Genomic DNA, 14632 nt, shown 5'->3' with positions numbered 1-14632 from the left:
AAATCACCATGTTGGATCATCTCAAGCACGACATCGATCACGGCACGCCGCGCCGGGAATCGACCGAAGAAGTGACGCTGGAAATCGACGGCTTCCCGGTCACTGTGCCCAAGGGCACCTCGCTGATGCGCGCCGCCGTGGACGCCGGCATCAAGGTGCCCAAGCTCTGCGCCACCGACAGCCTGGAGCCTTTTGGCTCCTGCCGGCTCTGCCTGGTGGAGGTGGAGGGCCGCAAGGGCTTCCCAGCCAGCTGCACCACGCCGGCCGAGGCCGGCATGAAGGTCAAGACCCAGACGCCCAAGCTGCAAGACCTGCGCAAAGGCGTGATGGAGCTGTACATCTCCGACCACCCGCTGGACTGCCTGACCTGTTCGGCCAATGGCAATTGCGAGCTGCAGGACATGGCCGGCGTGACGGGGCTGCGCAATGTGCGCTATGGCGTTGGGGCCGCGGCAGGCGCCCACCATTGCGACTCGAAGAAAGACGAGTCCAACCCCTATTTCACCTACGACCCGAGCAAGTGCATCGTCTGCAACCGCTGCGTGCGCGCCTGCGAAGAAACGCAAGGCACCTTTGCGCTGACGATCTCGGGCCGCGGCTTTGAGTCGCGCGTTTCACCGGGCCAGGACCAGCCCTTCATGGAATCGGAATGCGTGAGCTGCGGCGCCTGCGTGGAAGCCTGCCCCACGGCCACGCTGCAGGAAAAATCCGTCATCTGGCTCGGCCAGCCCGAGCACAGCGTCATCACCACCTGCGCCTACTGCGGCGTGGGTTGCGGCTTCAAGGCCGAGATGAAGGGCACGCAAGTCGTGCGCATGGTGCCTTGGAAGGACGGCAAGGCCAACGAGGGCCACAGCTGCGTCAAGGGCCGCTTTGCCTGGGGCTATGCCACCCACCAGGACCGCATCACCAAGCCCATGATCCGCGCCAGCATCCAGGACCCCTGGCAAGAGGTCAGCTGGGAGGTGGCGCTGAACCACGCGGCCAGCGAGTTCCGCCGCATCCAGGCCAAGCATGGCAAGGATTCGATCGGAGGCATCACCTCCTCGCGCTGCACCAACGAGGAAACCTACCTGGTTCAGAAGCTGATCCGCGCGGCTTTCGGCAACAACAACGTCGACACCTGCGCTCGCGTCTGCCACTCGCCCACCGGCTACGGCCTGGGCCAGACCCTGGGCACCTCGGCCGGCACGCAGACCTTCAAGTCGGTGGAGAAGGCCGATGTGATCATGGTCATCGGCGCCAACCCCAGCGAGGCGCACCCGGTGTTCGCCTCGCGCATGAAGCGCCGCCTGCGCGAGGGTGCCAAGCTCATCGTCGTCGACCCGCGCCGCATCGACCTGGTCAAGTCGCCCCACATCCAGGCCGCCCACCATCTGCAGCTCAAGCCCGGCACCAATGTGGCGGTGATCACCGCCCTGGCCCATGTCATCGTCACCGAAGGGCTGGTGAATGAAGCCTATGTGGCCGAGCGTTGCGACCCCAAGAGCTTCAATCAGTGGCGCGAGTTCGTGGCCCGGCCCGAGAACTCGCCCGAGGCGCTGGAGGCTGCGAGCGGCGTGCCGGCGGCCGAGCTGCGCGGCGCGGCACGCCTGTATGCCACGGGTGCGAGCGATGGAACGGCCGCCGTCACGCGGCGGCCGAATGCCGCCATCTACTACGGCCTGGGCGTGACCGAGCACAGCCAGGGTTCGACCATGGTGATGGGCATTGCCAACCTGGCCATGGCCACCGGCAATGTCGGCCGCGAAGGCGTGGGCGTGAACCCCTTGCGTGGCCAGAACAATGTGCAGGGCTCTTGTGATATGGGCAGCTTCCCGCATGAGCTGCCGGGCTACCGCCACATCAGCGACAGCACCGTGCGAGGCCAATTCGAGGCGGCCTGGGGCGTGACGCTGAACCCCGAGCCGGGCCTGCGCATCCCGAATATGTTCGACGCGGCACTCTCGGGCAGCTTCAAGGGCCTGTACTGCGAGGGCGAGGACATCGTGCAGTCCGACCCCAATACGAAACATGTGGCCGCGGCCATGATGGCCATGGAATGCGTGGTGGTGCAGGACATCTTCCTGAACGAAACCGCCAAGTACGCCCATGTCTTCCTGCCCGGATCGAGCTTCCTGGAAAAGGACGGCACCTTCACCAATGCCGAGCGCCGCATCAGCCGCGTGCGCAAGGTCATGCCGCCGCTGGCCGGCTATGCCGATTGGGAGGTGACCCAGAAGCTGGCTCAAGCGCTGGGCTACCCGATGGATTACAAGAATCCCGAGGAGATCATGGCGGAGATCGCCGCGCTGACCCCGACCTTCGCCGGTGTCAGCTACGAGAAGATCGAACGCCTGGGCAGCGTTCAATGGCCTTGCAACGAGCACACCGAAGAGGCCGGCACGCCCATCATGCACGTGGACAAATTCGTGCGCGGCAAGGGCCGTTTCATCATCACCCAGTACGTGCCCACCGATGAAAAGGTGACGTTGAGGTTCCCGCTGTTGCTGACCACCGGCCGCATCCTGAGCCAGTACAACGTGGGCGCGCAGACCCGGCGCACGCCCAACAACCAGTGGCACAGCGAGGACCGCCTGGAGATCCACCCGCACGACGCCGAAGAACGCGGCATCAAGGACGACGACTGGGTGGGCATCGCCAGCCGCGCCGGCGACACCGTGCTGCGCGCCACCGTCACCGAGCGTGTGCAGCCGGGCGTGGTCTACACCACCTTCCACTTCCCGGAGTCGGGCGCCAACGTCATCACCACCGACAACTCCGACTGGGCCACCAACTGCCCCGAGTACAAGGTGACCGCCGTGCAGGTGATGCCGGTGCAGCAGCCCTCGGAGTGGCAGCGCGAGTACAGCCGCTTCAACCAGGCCCAGCAAGACGCGCTGCAACAGGCCCGCCAGCCCGAGGGCGCCCATGGCAAGTGAGCACAGCGGTAAACCAGCAGCCCCGGCCCCAGCACTAAGCGCCGGGGCGGGCGCGGCACGGCCCACATTCTGCGAGGGCGCTCGCGTGCTGCCCGTGCAGGGCGTGCGCGCGGGCGCGGCCTTTGCGGTGGACGACTGGGTGGCCGAAGAAGTGCCGGTGGCCCTGGAGTACAACGGCATCTCGCATGCGGTGATGCTGGCCACGCCGCTGGACCTGGAAGAGTTCGCGCTCGGCTTTTCGCTCAGCGAAGGCATCCTCAGTGCACCGCATGAACTGTTCAGCGTCGAGGAAGAAAGCAGCGAGCAAGGCATCACCTTGCACCTGCGCATTGCCGGCGAGGCCTTCGCCCGATTGAAAGACCGCCGCCGCTCCATGACCGGGCGCACCGGCTGCGGGCTCTGCGGCACCGAAAGCCTGGCCCAAGTGGCGCGCCACCTGCCGGAGCTGGCCACGCCGGGCCAAGGCCGGCTGTTCAGCCGCGCGGCGATAGCCCGGGCCATGGGCCAGTTCATCGAGCACCAGACCCTGCAGCAGGCCACCGGCGCCGTGCACGCGGCCGCCTGGTGCTCGGCCGAGGGCGAGGTGAAATGGCTGCGCGAAGACGTCGGCCGCCATAACGCCCTGGACAAGCTGATCGGCGCCCTGGCCCGGCATGAGGTCAAGGCCGGTGAAGGCTTCATCGCCGTCACCAGCCGCGCCAGCTTCGAGATGGTGCAGAAGACCGCCAGCGCCGGCGTGCCTCTGCTCGCAGCCGTGTCCGCCCCGACCTCCTTCGCCGTGGCCACCGCCGCGTGCGCCAATATGACCCTGGTCGGCTTCGCCCGCCGCCAGGACCTGGTCGTGTACTGCCACCCCGAGCGGCTCGACCTCCACGACCCCGAACCCCAGCTCAAGCCCTCCCATGGACATTGAAAAGCTCGTCCGCATGGCCAACCAGATCGGCACCTTCTTCCAGGCCATGCCCGACCACGCCGAAGCCCTGGACGGCATCGCCACCCACATTCAAAAGTTCTGGGAGCCGCGCATGCGGCGGGAGCTGCTGGCGGCGATGGAGGACGCGGGGGCAGCCATCGAGCTGCTGCCGATCGTCAGAGAGGCGATTGAGCTGCGCCGGGCTAGCCTTGGCTGAGTTAGACACTGACCCGTGCGGTCAAGTCCAGTGCGAACGAGCCCACGACCAATGTTCGACCGGGGCTAGGTCCGGAACAGCTCGGTGATCGGAGGGACCCGATCAATGCACCGCCGAACCGGCAAGCACGCACTCAAATCGCCGCAAACTGTTGCCTCCATGTTCACCTGAACGGGAGTGTGACTCTCCGAAACTCCAGCGCTCCAGCACTCGTCGCGCTGCCTCGGGTTCTGTCGTGCTGATACCGATCACGTGACTTTCCGGCCAGGCTTGCAAGGTCTCACCCTCATCTCCGCTGTGTTCGTGCGGTACGCCTTCGCTGCACTGTCGACAAAGGATACGAACATTGCTGGTCCAAACCTCGTGTTCGACCTGCGCCACGTCGAGCTGGGCAGTCAATGAACGAAGATGTGCCTCGTCGCGCGTGCAAACCTCCGCTTCATACGTACTGTTCGCCGAAGACTCGAACAACTCAAGAACATTGAACACCGAGTAGCTTCTCCCCTGGTGCTGACGCTCCCCAACTTGTGCACCGTCATGCAGCACCACATCGCCGGCTCTGAATCCGGAACTCGGATATGGAATGTTTCCTATGACCACGCGCACCGGATCAATTCGACGCCCCCAAACCACTTCCGCGTTTGCATCCGGATTCAGGCGAACAGGCGTAATGCCAAAGTCCTCCGTGATCGGCCCCTCGCCCTCAGTGATCTGGATCCCGGCGCGGCGCCATGCCTCCCGAGCCTTGCCCCAGTCTCGCAACGCAGTCGCGGCGATTCCAAGATTCCAGAGGGTTGCCTCATCGTCAGGACGGAGTTCAAGGGCACGAAGGTTGTGCCGCAGCGATTCAGCCCAGGCGCCGCGGTACTTGTGTACCAGGCCGATGTTGTAGTGAACAACAGCGCTATCGGGGTCGAGTGCAAGTACGCGCTCGTACAAGGGCATTGCTGCTTCAAGATCGTCCAGCGCATGGGCCTCGTCAAGCAGTTGGTCGACAAGATCTGCGTTACTTGGGTTCTGCGCCACTGACATTCAGTCCTCCGTACTTGATTTGGTAGCTCGAATCGAATCGGCTCTCAACTGCAGTTCAGTCAATGTATCTCAAGGGTAGGAAGCCGAAGGCGGACGCCCCCGGCACTCCGAGACCGGTTCGGCGACACGGCAGACTGGACGACGCACGAAACGCCGAATCCGTGTCACGAAGCCAGTGAGCATGCACTCGTCAACCGGCCGTCGTTTGCGGCGTTCTCACATCACCTGCGCATTTTTTTGAGCAGGCGGTTCGCGACTAGAAACGATTGATTGAAAGAAAGCCAAAGCACCATGACCACGCTGACCCTCACCTTCAACGGCGCCCCGCGTCAGGCTCGCCAGGCCTTGGGTGAACTGCTCTTGCGCTTCAAGAGCGCCTACTTCGTTGAACGCAGCAGCACGGAGTTCCTGGTCACCGCCGATGAAGCCACGGCTTCTGAGCTGGCCCGACAAGCGCAATGGTCGAGCGCGCTGGCCACCGGCACGGTGTCCGGCCAGCGCGCCCACTGATCGACGAGGTGAACGAGGGGTAGGCCGCTGTGGGCAGCAAGCGACTGAGCCAAGCGACAGAATGCGGGCTCGATCGCAGCACGACAACGTCCAGCTTTACCCGCAGCCCACATGACCGCCGCTCGTTTCAGCAACTTCATCGCCGCCATCCCCAGCTTCGAATCTGACCGCCTGCGGCTGCGGCCGTTTGCCGAGGCGGATTTCGAAGGCATGGCCCGCTTCTTTGCCGACCCCGTGTCGGCCAGCTACGGCGGGCCCTGCGGGCGCGACGAAGCCTGGCGCAAGTTCGCGGCCTACTTCGGCCACTGGGCCTTGCGCGGCTACGGGCCCTGGGCCCTGGAGCGCAAATCCGACGGCATGTTTCTGGGCCTGTCCGGGCTCTGGTTCCCGGAAGGCTGGCTGGAGCCCGAGATCACCTGGGCGCTTTTGCCCGAGGCCCAGGGCCAGGGCTATGCCACCGAGGCTGCCGGTGCGGCGCTGCGGGCCGCGTACCACCACTTCGGCTGGCAGACGGCGGTCAGCGTGATCGCAGCGGGCAATCGGCCATCGGTCCAGGTGGCTGAACGCCTGGGCGCCACGCTGGAGCGCAGCATCCCATTCCGCGGCGGCGAGGGCCTGGTGTACCGGCACCAAGGGCCGGCGGCGCTGGACGCCACTCTGCCGCGCTGAGCCTGCTGCCCACTGCCCACTACCTGCCGTCACATTTCGTCAAAGTCTCGGCACACAAGGGCCACGGACAAAGCCGGCCCAGCTTTTGACAATGCGTCTCCTTCTTTCCTGATGCACGCTGTGGGTCCACGTCGTGGGCGACATGCGTGCGGAGACAGCACATGAAAATCCTGACCCCCCACCACAAGCAGTTCGACTTTTCCTGGGCCAAGCTGCCCGCTTCAGCCCGCAAGACACTGGCGCTCATTGCTGCAGGGCTGGCCTTGTCGGGCGCCTCTGCCGTCTGCGCCCTTTTGCTCTTCAGCAAGGTGGCCCATGCTTCAGACGCTCAAGGCGCCGACAGACCGGCCCTTGCAGCAAGTTCGCAGCCCTGAGCCGCGAACTCAGGCGGCGCGGCGAACTCAGGACAGTGACAGCGACATGTGCACCTTGCCCTTGAGGCCCGCCTCGATGCGAATCGCCTGCGGCTGAACACCCCAGGTGACAAAGCCCACCGAGCGATACAGGCGAAGGGCCGGCTCATTGCCCTCGGTCAGGGTCAGGTTCAAAGCCAGGATCTCAGGTCGCGACGAGGCCGCCGCCACAGCCGCCTTCATCAGCGCCAGACCCAAGCCCTGGCCCCGCTGCGCCGCCTGGACATACATGCCCAGCACCAGCGCGGCGTGCCGTGTCTTGGGCTTAGCCGAATACTCAAGCGCCACCGTGCCGACCAACTGCTCGTTTTGCCATGCCCCCAAGCTCGTGGCCAGGCCGTCAGCGCTGCCGATCCGCCGGATCCACCAGGATTCGGGTTCCGCGCGGCGCTCGGCCGCCGTGGCCGTGAACGCATCCGGCGCTTGCTCGTAGGCCTCGAGCATGAGGCTGCGGTAGGCGCTGGCGTCTGCGGCGGTGAGGATGCGGATCGGGTACATGCCGGGCTCGATGAATTGCATGGCGGAGACAGGGAACCCACGGAGCCCCCTGCGAACTTGGGATCTGTGCAGAGGACTAGGAAATCCGGATCCAAAACTCGGATTCGATCTCCTGGTCTGCTGCTGCAGGCACGCAGTCGTAGGCGCGGATGGCATCCGCAATGGCACGACGGAAGCTCTCGGGGCCCTTGCCTTCCACCGTGATCTGCTCGATGGCACCGTCGGCCTTCAACAGATACCTCGCCGTCATGAAGAACTCGCCGTTCGGCAACCGCTTGTCGCTCAGCTGCGGCGGCGGTTTGACCGGGCAGCGCCCGGGCTCCAATTTGGATGGTGCCGCGCTGGTGAACGAGGACGCGCCGGCCAAAACCATGACCGTGAAAAGTTCAAAGAATCTCATCTTTCTTTCTCTATCCTGCAATCTCGCTCCGCCAGGCGTTCCCACGGCGAAACTCATCCCTGAGATGAAGCCAGCATGGCGCCAGGCTCTCACAGGCATTTGAGCATGAGAACTTGGCTTCACTTGCGACCCAACGCCAATCCAGCCGCGCAGCCAGGCCAGTCTGCGGCCCTCGGTGACACCGGTGCCGATGTCGCGCCAACAGACCTGAGCCCTGATCCCGCGCGTGCAGCGCGAACTGAACGAGCCAGACCCTGAGCTATGCCGACCCGCGCTCCTTCCGCCGCGCCTTCAAGCGCTGGTCGGGCGAGCTGCCCACGGCGTTTCGTCAGGGCTGAGTGCGGCTCGCTCATGGCAAGATCAGCCCGCCTACCGTCTCAAGCCAAGGAACCCGATGAAAGCGCTGACCCTGACACTGAGCCTGCTACTGCTCGCACTGAGTGGGCTGCACGCCGCCCCTGCTGCCGCGGCGGACGCCCCGGCCACTTCGGCTCGCTTCATCCTGCTCGGCGAGGTGCATGACAACGCCGAGCAACACCGCCTGCGGGCGGCCTGGTTGGCCGAGTTGATGAAGGACGGGCGGCGCAGCACGGTCGTGTTCGAGCAGATCCCGGCCCAGCGCACGCCCGCCCTGGCCAGCCTCCCGGCCGAAGCGCGCCACGATGCCGAGGCCCTGGTGGAGTTGGCCCAGCTGGACAAGAAGAACTGGCGCTGGCCCCTGCACAAGCCGCTGTTTGAAACCAGCCTGCAGGCCGGCGCCACGGTGGCCGGCGGCAACCTCAGCCGCGAGGAACTGCGCCCGCTGATGAAGGGCGTGTCGGCCGAAACCTGGCCGGCCGATCTGCGCCGCCTGCTGGAGCAGACGCCCTGGGGCGAGGCCCAGCAGAGCGCCATGATCCGCACCATCGACGAAGGCCATTGCGGCGCCCTGCCTGCGGCCATGCAAGCGCCGATGGCCCTGGCCCAGCGCGCCCGCGATGCAGCCATGGCCCGCGCCATGCTGGCCGCCCGCGAGGGCGGCGCCGAACGCGTGGTCCTGATCGCCGGCAACGGCCATGTCGACCGTGAGCTCGGCGTGCCGCGCTACCTGGAAGCGGCCGGCGTGCCGGCGAGCGAGATCCGCACCATCGGCTATCTGGAGCAAGGCCAGGAAGGCCCGGGCCGCTTCGACAGCCGCGTGCTGACCGCGCCGGCCGAACGCGAAGACCCCTGCAAATCGCTGCGGCGCTGAACTGAACCGGCTGCCCCGGACCGCGCTTCAGCGCGGCGCGGGTGGCGGCAGACGCTTCAGCAGGCCCTCAATCTCCTCGACCACCAGCCAAGGATCCTGTTCGTCGAAGAAATGTGAGGCATGGGTCATGCGCACACGGCGCGGCGCCACGTGATCGAGAGCCAGTCGAGCCTGGGCCAGGTCCCAGCTCGCGTTGTAGGCGTCCACATCGGCATAGCTCATGCGGGTCTGGCGGATTTGGGTGTGTGGCAAGCCGCGGCTGAGCACGGTCACCGGCAAGGCCCGCAAGGCCGCCGAGGGCGCGCCACGGGCTTGCAGGCTTTGCACCGCTTCGACAAAGTCTTCATGCGAATGCTGTTCCTTCTCCCAGCGGATGATGCGCTCCATGGTGGACCACCCGTTGGGGCTGAGCACCTGGGGCAGCTGAGCCAACCAGGACTCATGGACCGCATCGACCAGCACCAGGCCGCGCACACGCTGCGGATGGTCCAGGGCGAATGAGCGCACGATCAACCCACCGAAGGAATGCGCCACCAGCACCAGCTCACCCCACTGGCGCAGCTCAGCCAGAGCTGCCAGCTCATCGCTGAGGGCCTGCAAGGGCCGGGCCCGGCTGAGCGGGCTGCTTTGGCCCACACCCGCACGATCATAGAGGCAGATGCGCCCCAGCTCCGTCGGAAACAGGCGGTAGGTGTTCTTGAAAGTGGCGCGCACGTCCAGGCCCATACCGGCCACCAGCACCACGGTTCTCTGGCCTTCACCCCGGCATTCCCAGGACAGCTCATGCGCCCCAACCCGCTGGCGCATCGGGCCTGCATCGGCCGCCTGTACGGGCGGGCTCGTCATCAGACCGAGCCCCGTGGCCAGGCCCAGCGTCCAGCTGAGGCGTTTCAGAAAGTCGGCGGGTTTCAGGGCCGGGCGAACCAACATCGAGAGGGCTCCGAAGGCAAGGTGGGCAAGCAAGGCGCCATCATGCCCGGCCGTCGCGACGGGGCCGAAAGCCATATCGTCCTCGCCCGCCGTCACAGACGGTCAAACTCGGCGCACGCAAGCGCCACAGACGTGGAGGTCCGGGTTTCTGACAATTCCGTTCATCGACAACAGATCCATCCAGCGATCCGCAACGGAGACCGACATCATGCAACACACCCTGGCCGCCACCCTCAGCCCCTTCCAGCGCAAGTTCAACAGCCGCCGCGCCCGCCCCGAGGCTCGCCCGCTGCAGCAGCTGCCGACCCTGGCCGAGCAAAGCATCGCCGAACGCAGCCCGGCCCAGAACATCGCCGCCAGCGCCCTGGCCCTGAGTTTGAGCGCTGTGCTGTTCGCCGGCCTGCCGGCCGAGGTGCGCGCCCAATCCCTGGGCCCGCAGGCGAACAGCAGCACCCTGGTGCGGGTGATCTCGTCCACCCCGAACCTGGAGCGCATCACCGAGACGCGCCAGCAATGCAGCTATGAGACCCAGCAGGTGGTGCAGCCGCCCGTGGCCAGCCAGGCCGGCATGAGCGGCACCGGCGGCGCGGTGCTCGGCGCCCTGGCCGGTGGTCTGCTGGCCAGCCAGATCGGCAAGGGCAACGGCAAGCATGTGGCCATCGCCGCCGGCAGCGCCACGGGCGCCCTGATTGGCAAAAGCATGGCCGAACCCTCCGGCTCGACGGCGAGCTACCCCAGCTACAGCCAGCAGCAGGTGCAGGTCTGCCGCCCGGTCAGCGTGCAGCGCGAACAGGTGCGCGACTACACGGTGCGCTACGAGCACCAGGGTCAGGAGTACCAGGTGCAACTGCCTCAGCAACCAGGCCAATGGCTCAAGCTGAACATCAGCCACACCGTCCAGCCAGTTTGAGAGTTTGAGCCTTTCTAGCTACGCGACCCTCATGCGTCGTTGGTCCGGTGCTCAGAATCCTCACGTACAGAAAGTACGTTCCGGTTCTTGTGCGCCGTCCGCCTAGCCTGAGCGCCGCTCGCTGCAAAAAACTCAAACTCTGGGGCTGAACAGGAAGCTTGATCACCAGCCCGGCGGCAGCTTCTTCAGCAAGACCATGCGCCGGCCCTGGCGCTCGATGTAGCCGCCCTTGACCAGTTGCTGCAGGATGCGGCTGATCATCTCGCGCGAGGCGCCGACGCGCTCGGCCAGGTCCTGCTGGGTCAGCTTGTGGGGCACGACCAGGCGGCCGCTGACATCAGGTTCGGCCATTTCCTGCAGCAGCTTGGCCAGGCGGGAATAGACATCGTCCAGGGCCAGGCTCTTGACGCTGTCGGTCGAGCGGCGCAGCAGGGCGATCAGATGGCGGATCAGGTGCAGGGCGAAATCGGGGTGCTGGCCCAGAAACTCGCGCATATCGGTGCCACGCACCATCACGCACTTGACCGGCTCCAGGCATTGCACCGAGGCCGAGCGGCTGGAGCCGTCCAGGCTCAGCTCGCCGAAGTACTCGCCCGGACCCATGGTGTTGTAGACCACCTCGCGGCCCTTGCTGTCGGTGCCAAAGACCTTCACCCGGCCCGAGAGCAGGATGTAGAAGGCGTCGGTGGTGTCACCTTCGCGCAACAAGGTGCTGAGTGCCGGGAAGGCGCGCACATCGCCGCGCCTGGCGATTTCACGCAGCATTTCGTCTTTGATCACATCGGTGTAGGGCGTCAGTGTCAATGTCATGATGTCAGTGCTTGAGGTGAAAACTCGGTGCAAGAGCGCACGGGGTTCAGGGCTCGGGGTCAGTGGCTATTGTCCGTCAGGCCAGCGCATCAGCAAGCGAGCACCGGCCAGGCTGGGGGCCTGTTGCATCAAGGCCTCACCGCCCAGGCCTTCTGCCACACGGCGCACGATGGCCAGGCCCAGGCCGAAGCCGCGGCTGCCCCGCTCCTTGGGCCCGTCCAGACGCTTGAAGGGGGTGAACACGGCCTCGCGCAGCGCCTCGGGCACGCCTTCGCCATCGTCGTCCACAGCCAGACAGATGCGGCCGGCCTCGTCCTGCCAGGCCGAGAGGCAGATGCGCTCACGCGCATGGCGGGCGGCATTGCGCAGGCCATTGCGCAAGGCATACGGTAAAAGGCGTGCGTCGAAATGCAGGGCCTGGCTGCCGAGGCGGATGTCGGTGCTGAGCTGCTTGCCATCCAGCAGCGGCGCCAGGCTGGCCGCTTCCTGCTGCAGCAGCGCCGCCAGATCGCCCGGCGTCTTGCTGACCTCCAGCGCCCCCATGTCCAGGCGGGCCAGCATCAGGCTGGCGTCGATCAGGGCGTCCAGCTCGTCGATGTCGCGCTCGCAGGCCTGGACCGCCAGCTCGCGCCGGCCGGCATCGTCTTCGTCCACCAGGGCGTCGATGGCAAAGCGCAGGCGGGCCAGCGGCGTGCGCAGCTCATGCGAGACCGCGCCGGTCAGCTCGCGCTGGGTGGCCAGGGCCGTGGCCAGGCGCTCCAACGTGGCGCGGGCACCGGCGGCCAGCGGAGCGAAGAGGCGGCTCTCGGGCTCGCGGATGGTGATGTCAAAGCGGCCCGCCGTCATGCCCTCGGCCGCCAGCTGCAGGGCCCGCATGTCCCGCCAGACCGGGCGCAACAACCAGGCGGCCAAGGCAAACACTGCCAGGCCCAGCAGCACGGAGGCCGCCAATTGCAGCCAGAGCTCACGCGGCACCTGCAACTGCCCGGCCGGGTGGCCATCGGCATTCAGCGGTCCCAGGAGCAAGACCTGACCCCCGGCCTCGTTCAGGCCCGGCAATGAAGCGTAGATGCGGCGATTGAAACCCTGCACCACCAGCTCGCCACGGCTCAAGGTCACCAGATCCTCGGGCCGCAGGCCGGACGCGGGCACCAGGGTCACCGGATAGGCGAAGAGCTGGTCCAGCACCTGCACCCGACGCGCGCGCTGTTCGGGCGCCAGCGGAGCCAGCTCATGCTGCAGCATGTCCACGGTGCCGCGCATGAAACGGCGCACATAGTCATCGGTCACGCCGTCCACGGCCAGCATCAACAGCCCTTGCACCAGCAGGACCAGGGCCAGCACCGACACCCCCAGACCCAGGGCCACCCGGGTCATGGGCGAACGCATGCTCAGTGCAGGCATGGCCTGTCCAGCGGGGCGACCGAGACGGCGGATACAGCAGGGGCGGCGTGCATGTCCGGCCTCGAATCAGTCGCGGGCGAACAAATAGCCCTGGCCGCGCACGGTCTTGATACGCTCGGCGGCCTGCGGGTCGTCGCCAATCTTCTTGCGCAGGCGCGAGACGCGGGCATCGATGGCGCGGTCCAGGCCGTCGAACTCCAGGCCGCGCAGGCCTTGCATGATGTCGTCGCGGCTGACCACCTGGCCGGCCCGTTCGGCCAGGAAGAGCAGCAGTTCGTACTCGGCCGTGGTCAGCTCGACCCGCTCGCCCGCGCGCAGCACATCGCGCGCCGCCGGGCGGATCAGCAGCTCACCGAAGCGCAGATCGGCGTCTTCGTCCGCCTCGCCGGCCGGCGCCACCTCGCGGCGCAGCAAGGCCTTGAGGCGGGCCAGCAGCACGCGCGGCGCCACCGGCTTGGTGATGTAGTCGTCAGCGCCGCCCTCCAGGCCCAGGACCTGATCGATGTCGTCATTGCGCGCGGTCAGCATCACGATGCGGCCATGGAAGACCGGCCGCACATCGCGCAGCACGTCGAAGCCGTCCTTGCCCGGCAGGTGTCCGTCCAGCAGCACCACATCGAAGGGCTGTTCGCGCATCAGGCGCTCGCCCTCGGGGCCGGTGGCGGCCAGGCTGACCTCGTAACCGGCCTTGCGCAGGGCCTCGGCCACCAGCTCGGCCAGGCGTTCGTCGTCTTCCACAAGCAGGATGGAGGAGGCCATAGTTCGGAGGCTTCAGGGCAGAATGTCGTGAGAGCCCGAAGTGTAGCCAGCCCGCTGCGGCCGCTGGGGCGGGTTTAATCCCGGTCTTGCCAGGCGATGGCGGCAATCTTCCAGCGCCGACCGGGCTTGACCAGCTGCACGGTTTTCTCGCCGCCGCCCTCGAAGGCCTGGCCGTCCAGGATGCCGCTCTTGCGGTAACGCAGCCAGACCTGGGCCACGCGGCCGCTGATCTGCACCTGCTGCTCGCTCACCCACTCGGAAAACTCCTGCAGGCGGCCACCCGGAGCCAGCATCTGCACGCGCGGCTCGACGAACTCGCGCACGCTCATGCGCTGCACGCCCGCCGCCTCACCGGGCAGGCTGGCGCGGCTGATCACCGCCTCGGGCAGGAAGAAGTAAGGCAGGGCGGCCAGCGGCGCATGGCGGCCGATGCGGTTGTCGAAGACGGCAAAGAACCGGGCCAACAAATCGCGCACCTGCGCGTCCTCGCTCAGGCGGCAGGCCTCGCCGACGCCGTAGAGGTGGCTGTCCTCCGTGCTGTCACCCAGCGGGCCGGTGGACAGGCGCTGCATGCCGATGGCTTGCAGCACCCGGCCCGAGGCCTCGTTGAAGGTGGCCGTCATGCCGAACAAGAGGGGCTCTCCCAGCACATCATGGGCATAGGCGCGGCAGGCCTGAGCCGCCTCGCGCACATAGCCGGCGCCCTCGTAACGCGGCAACAAGGCGTAGCCGATGTCCAGGGACTGCAGATAGTCGCGCTGCAACAGGCCGCACATGCCGACCACCACGCCGTCGCTGAGCCGCTCCATGGCCCAGAGGCCCAGGCCCTGGGGCCAGTACCAGTTGAAGAGCTTGGCCTCCATCCAGTCGCGTGCGGCGGCCAGGTCGTTGACGCCGGGGTCGCTGATATTGCGCTTCCAGCCCGCTTCGCTGATCTGTTCCAGCACGTAGTCCACATCGCTGGGTTCAAACCAGCGCAGGCACAGCCTTTCCGTCTTCAAGACCCGCATGTTTG

Annotated in this window: 16 protein-coding genes; 8 read left to right on the top strand and 8 right to left on the bottom strand. The window is 66.5% G+C overall.

All coding sequences use genetic code 11. The annotated features are described in order from the left end of the window. Positions 1 to 8 precede the first annotated feature (8 nt). From fdhF to OOB33_RS05925, 3 genes are read left to right on the top strand one after another with little or no spacing between them, the layout of a single operon-like run. Positions 9 to 2921 (top strand): formate dehydrogenase subunit alpha, encoded by a 2913-nt coding sequence (gene fdhF, locus OOB33_RS05935; RefSeq protein WP_271008022.1) that lies wholly within the window; start codon positions 9 to 11, stop codon positions 2919 to 2921. Beyond that, positions 2911 to 3834 carry a formate dehydrogenase accessory sulfurtransferase FdhD gene (gene fdhD / locus OOB33_RS05930; RefSeq protein WP_442952991.1) on the top strand — a complete coding sequence of 308 codons (924 nt, stop codon included), beginning with the start codon at positions 2911 to 2913 and terminating at the stop codon, positions 3832 to 3834. Before fdhF ends, fdhD begins: the two co-directional genes overlap by 11 nt. Next, on the top strand, positions 3824 to 4051 hold the full coding sequence (locus OOB33_RS05925; RefSeq protein ID WP_271008020.1) for a formate dehydrogenase subunit delta: 228 nt from the start codon (positions 3824 to 3826) through the stop codon (positions 4049 to 4051). Before fdhD ends, OOB33_RS05925 begins: the two co-directional genes overlap by 11 nt. A 102-nt stretch (positions 4052 to 4153) precedes the next feature. Here the strand turns inward: OOB33_RS05925 and OOB33_RS05920 are convergent, their stop codons facing one another. Further along, the gene (locus OOB33_RS05920; protein WP_271008019.1) at positions 4154 to 5083 is read right to left on the bottom strand and encodes a tetratricopeptide repeat protein; all 930 of its coding nucleotides are present in this window, start codon (positions 5081 to 5083) and stop codon (positions 4154 to 4156) included. A 291-nt stretch (positions 5084 to 5374) separates the two neighbouring features. On the opposite strand from OOB33_RS05920, the gene OOB33_RS05915 reads away from it, so the two are divergent. The 3 genes from OOB33_RS05915 (at position 5375) to OOB33_RS05905 (ending at position 6636) form a co-directional block, all read left to right on the top strand. Next, on the top strand, positions 5375 to 5593 hold the full coding sequence (locus tag OOB33_RS05915) for a hypothetical protein (RefSeq protein WP_165794611.1): 219 nt from the start codon (positions 5375 to 5377) through the stop codon (positions 5591 to 5593). A 111-nt stretch (positions 5594 to 5704) separates the two neighbouring features. Continuing rightward, positions 5705 to 6262, top strand: coding sequence for a GNAT family N-acetyltransferase (locus tag OOB33_RS05910; protein WP_271008018.1), 558 nt, complete (start codon positions 5705 to 5707; stop codon positions 6260 to 6262). Positions 6263 to 6423: 161 nt separating this feature from the next. Then, on the top strand, positions 6424 to 6636 hold the full coding sequence (locus OOB33_RS05905; protein WP_271008017.1) for a hypothetical protein: 213 nt from the start codon (positions 6424 to 6426) through the stop codon (positions 6634 to 6636). A 27-nt stretch (positions 6637 to 6663) separates the two neighbouring features. Here OOB33_RS05905 and OOB33_RS05900 read toward each other — a convergent pair whose 3' ends face one another. Together OOB33_RS05900 and OOB33_RS05895 are read right to left on the bottom strand one after the other, a co-directional pair. Continuing rightward, complete coding sequence (locus OOB33_RS05900; RefSeq protein ID WP_271008016.1) at positions 6664 to 7194, bottom strand: GNAT family N-acetyltransferase; 531 nt, start codon at positions 7192 to 7194, stop codon at positions 6664 to 6666. Between the two features lie 55 nt (positions 7195 to 7249). Beyond that, complete coding sequence (locus OOB33_RS05895) at positions 7250 to 7573, bottom strand: hypothetical protein (RefSeq protein ID WP_271008015.1); 324 nt, start codon at positions 7571 to 7573, stop codon at positions 7250 to 7252. Positions 7574 to 7967: 394 nt separating this feature from the next. Between OOB33_RS05895 and OOB33_RS05890 the strand changes: the two genes are divergently transcribed. Continuing rightward, positions 7968 to 8804 carry a ChaN family lipoprotein gene (locus OOB33_RS05890; protein ID WP_271008014.1) on the top strand — a complete coding sequence of 279 codons (837 nt, stop codon included), beginning with the start codon at positions 7968 to 7970 and terminating at the stop codon, positions 8802 to 8804. Positions 8805 to 8831: 27 nt separating this feature from the next. Here OOB33_RS05890 and OOB33_RS05885 read toward each other — a convergent pair whose 3' ends face one another. Next, the gene (locus OOB33_RS05885) at positions 8832 to 9734 is read right to left on the bottom strand and encodes an alpha/beta fold hydrolase (protein ID WP_271008013.1); all 903 of its coding nucleotides are present in this window, start codon (positions 9732 to 9734) and stop codon (positions 8832 to 8834) included. 208 nt (positions 9735 to 9942) lie between these two features. Here OOB33_RS05885 and OOB33_RS05880 point away from each other — a divergent pair, with 208 nt between their 5' ends. Then, positions 9943 to 10644: a glycine zipper 2TM domain-containing protein gene (locus OOB33_RS05880; protein ID WP_271008012.1), complete on the top strand. Its 702-nt coding sequence runs from the start codon at positions 9943 to 9945 to the stop codon at positions 10642 to 10644. 162 nt (positions 10645 to 10806) lie between these two features. On the opposite strand, the gene OOB33_RS05875 is transcribed toward OOB33_RS05880, so the two are convergent. From OOB33_RS05875 to OOB33_RS05860, 4 genes are all read right to left on the bottom strand, one after another. Next, positions 10807 to 11454, bottom strand: coding sequence for a Crp/Fnr family transcriptional regulator (locus OOB33_RS05875; protein ID WP_271008011.1), 648 nt, complete (start codon positions 11452 to 11454; stop codon positions 10807 to 10809). A 66-nt stretch (positions 11455 to 11520) separates the two neighbouring features. After that, a complete protein-coding gene (locus OOB33_RS05870) occupies positions 11521 to 12858 on the bottom strand; it encodes an ATP-binding protein (protein ID WP_171827193.1) in 1338 nt (445 codons plus the stop codon). Between the two features lie 66 nt (positions 12859 to 12924). Further along, complete coding sequence (locus OOB33_RS05865) at positions 12925 to 13617, bottom strand: response regulator transcription factor (protein WP_102768499.1); 693 nt, start codon at positions 13615 to 13617, stop codon at positions 12925 to 12927. 74 nt (positions 13618 to 13691) lie between these two features. After that, positions 13692 to 14627, bottom strand: coding sequence for a GNAT family N-acetyltransferase (locus tag OOB33_RS05860; RefSeq protein WP_271008010.1), 936 nt, complete (start codon positions 14625 to 14627; stop codon positions 13692 to 13694). Positions 14628 to 14632 lie beyond the last annotated feature (5 nt).

This window comes from Paucibacter sp. B51 (assembly GCF_027863535.1).
GTDB classification, from domain to species: domain Bacteria; phylum Pseudomonadota; class Gammaproteobacteria; order Burkholderiales; family Burkholderiaceae_C; genus Paucibacter_A; species Paucibacter_A aquatilis.
Note: the sequence above shows the minus strand (reverse complement) of the source record. Positions and strands in the feature narration are given on the sequence as shown.

Bases quoted from the DNA above. Each gene is read 5' to 3' on its own strand.
- fdhF (WP_271008022.1), top strand. From the start codon at position 9: ATGTTGGATCATCTCAAGCACGACATCGATCACGGCACGCCGCGCCGG.
- fdhD (WP_442952991.1), top strand. From the start codon at position 2,911: ATGGCAAGTGAGCACAGCGGTAAACCAGCAGCCCCGGCCCCAGCACTA.
- OOB33_RS05925 (WP_271008020.1), top strand. From the start codon at position 3,824: ATGGACATTGAAAAGCTCGTCCGCATGGCCAACCAGATCGGCACCTTC.
- OOB33_RS05920 (WP_271008019.1), bottom strand. From the start codon at position 5,083: ATGTCAGTGGCGCAGAACCCAAGTAACGCAGATCTTGTCGACCAACTG.
- OOB33_RS05915 (WP_165794611.1), top strand. From the start codon at position 5,375: ATGACCACGCTGACCCTCACCTTCAACGGCGCCCCGCGTCAGGCTCGC.
- OOB33_RS05910 (WP_271008018.1), top strand. From the start codon at position 5,705: ATGACCGCCGCTCGTTTCAGCAACTTCATCGCCGCCATCCCCAGCTTC.
- OOB33_RS05905 (WP_271008017.1), top strand. From the start codon at position 6,424: ATGAAAATCCTGACCCCCCACCACAAGCAGTTCGACTTTTCCTGGGCC.
- OOB33_RS05900 (WP_271008016.1), bottom strand. From the start codon at position 7,194: ATGCAATTCATCGAGCCCGGCATGTACCCGATCCGCATCCTCACCGCC.
- OOB33_RS05895 (WP_271008015.1), bottom strand. From the start codon at position 7,573: ATGAGATTCTTTGAACTTTTCACGGTCATGGTTTTGGCCGGCGCGTCC.
- OOB33_RS05890 (WP_271008014.1), top strand. From the start codon at position 7,968: ATGAAAGCGCTGACCCTGACACTGAGCCTGCTACTGCTCGCACTGAGT.
- OOB33_RS05885 (WP_271008013.1), bottom strand. From the start codon at position 9,734: ATGTTGGTTCGCCCGGCCCTGAAACCCGCCGACTTTCTGAAACGCCTC.
- OOB33_RS05880 (WP_271008012.1), top strand. From the start codon at position 9,943: ATGCAACACACCCTGGCCGCCACCCTCAGCCCCTTCCAGCGCAAGTTC.
- OOB33_RS05875 (WP_271008011.1), bottom strand. From the start codon at position 11,454: ATGACATTGACACTGACGCCCTACACCGATGTGATCAAAGACGAAATG.
- OOB33_RS05870 (WP_171827193.1), bottom strand. From the start codon at position 12,858: ATGCCTGCACTGAGCATGCGTTCGCCCATGACCCGGGTGGCCCTGGGT.
- OOB33_RS05865 (WP_102768499.1), bottom strand. From the start codon at position 13,617: ATGGCCTCCTCCATCCTGCTTGTGGAAGACGACGAACGCCTGGCCGAG.
- OOB33_RS05860 (WP_271008010.1), bottom strand. From the start codon at position 14,627: ATGCGGGTCTTGAAGACGGAAAGGCTGTGCCTGCGCTGGTTTGAACCC.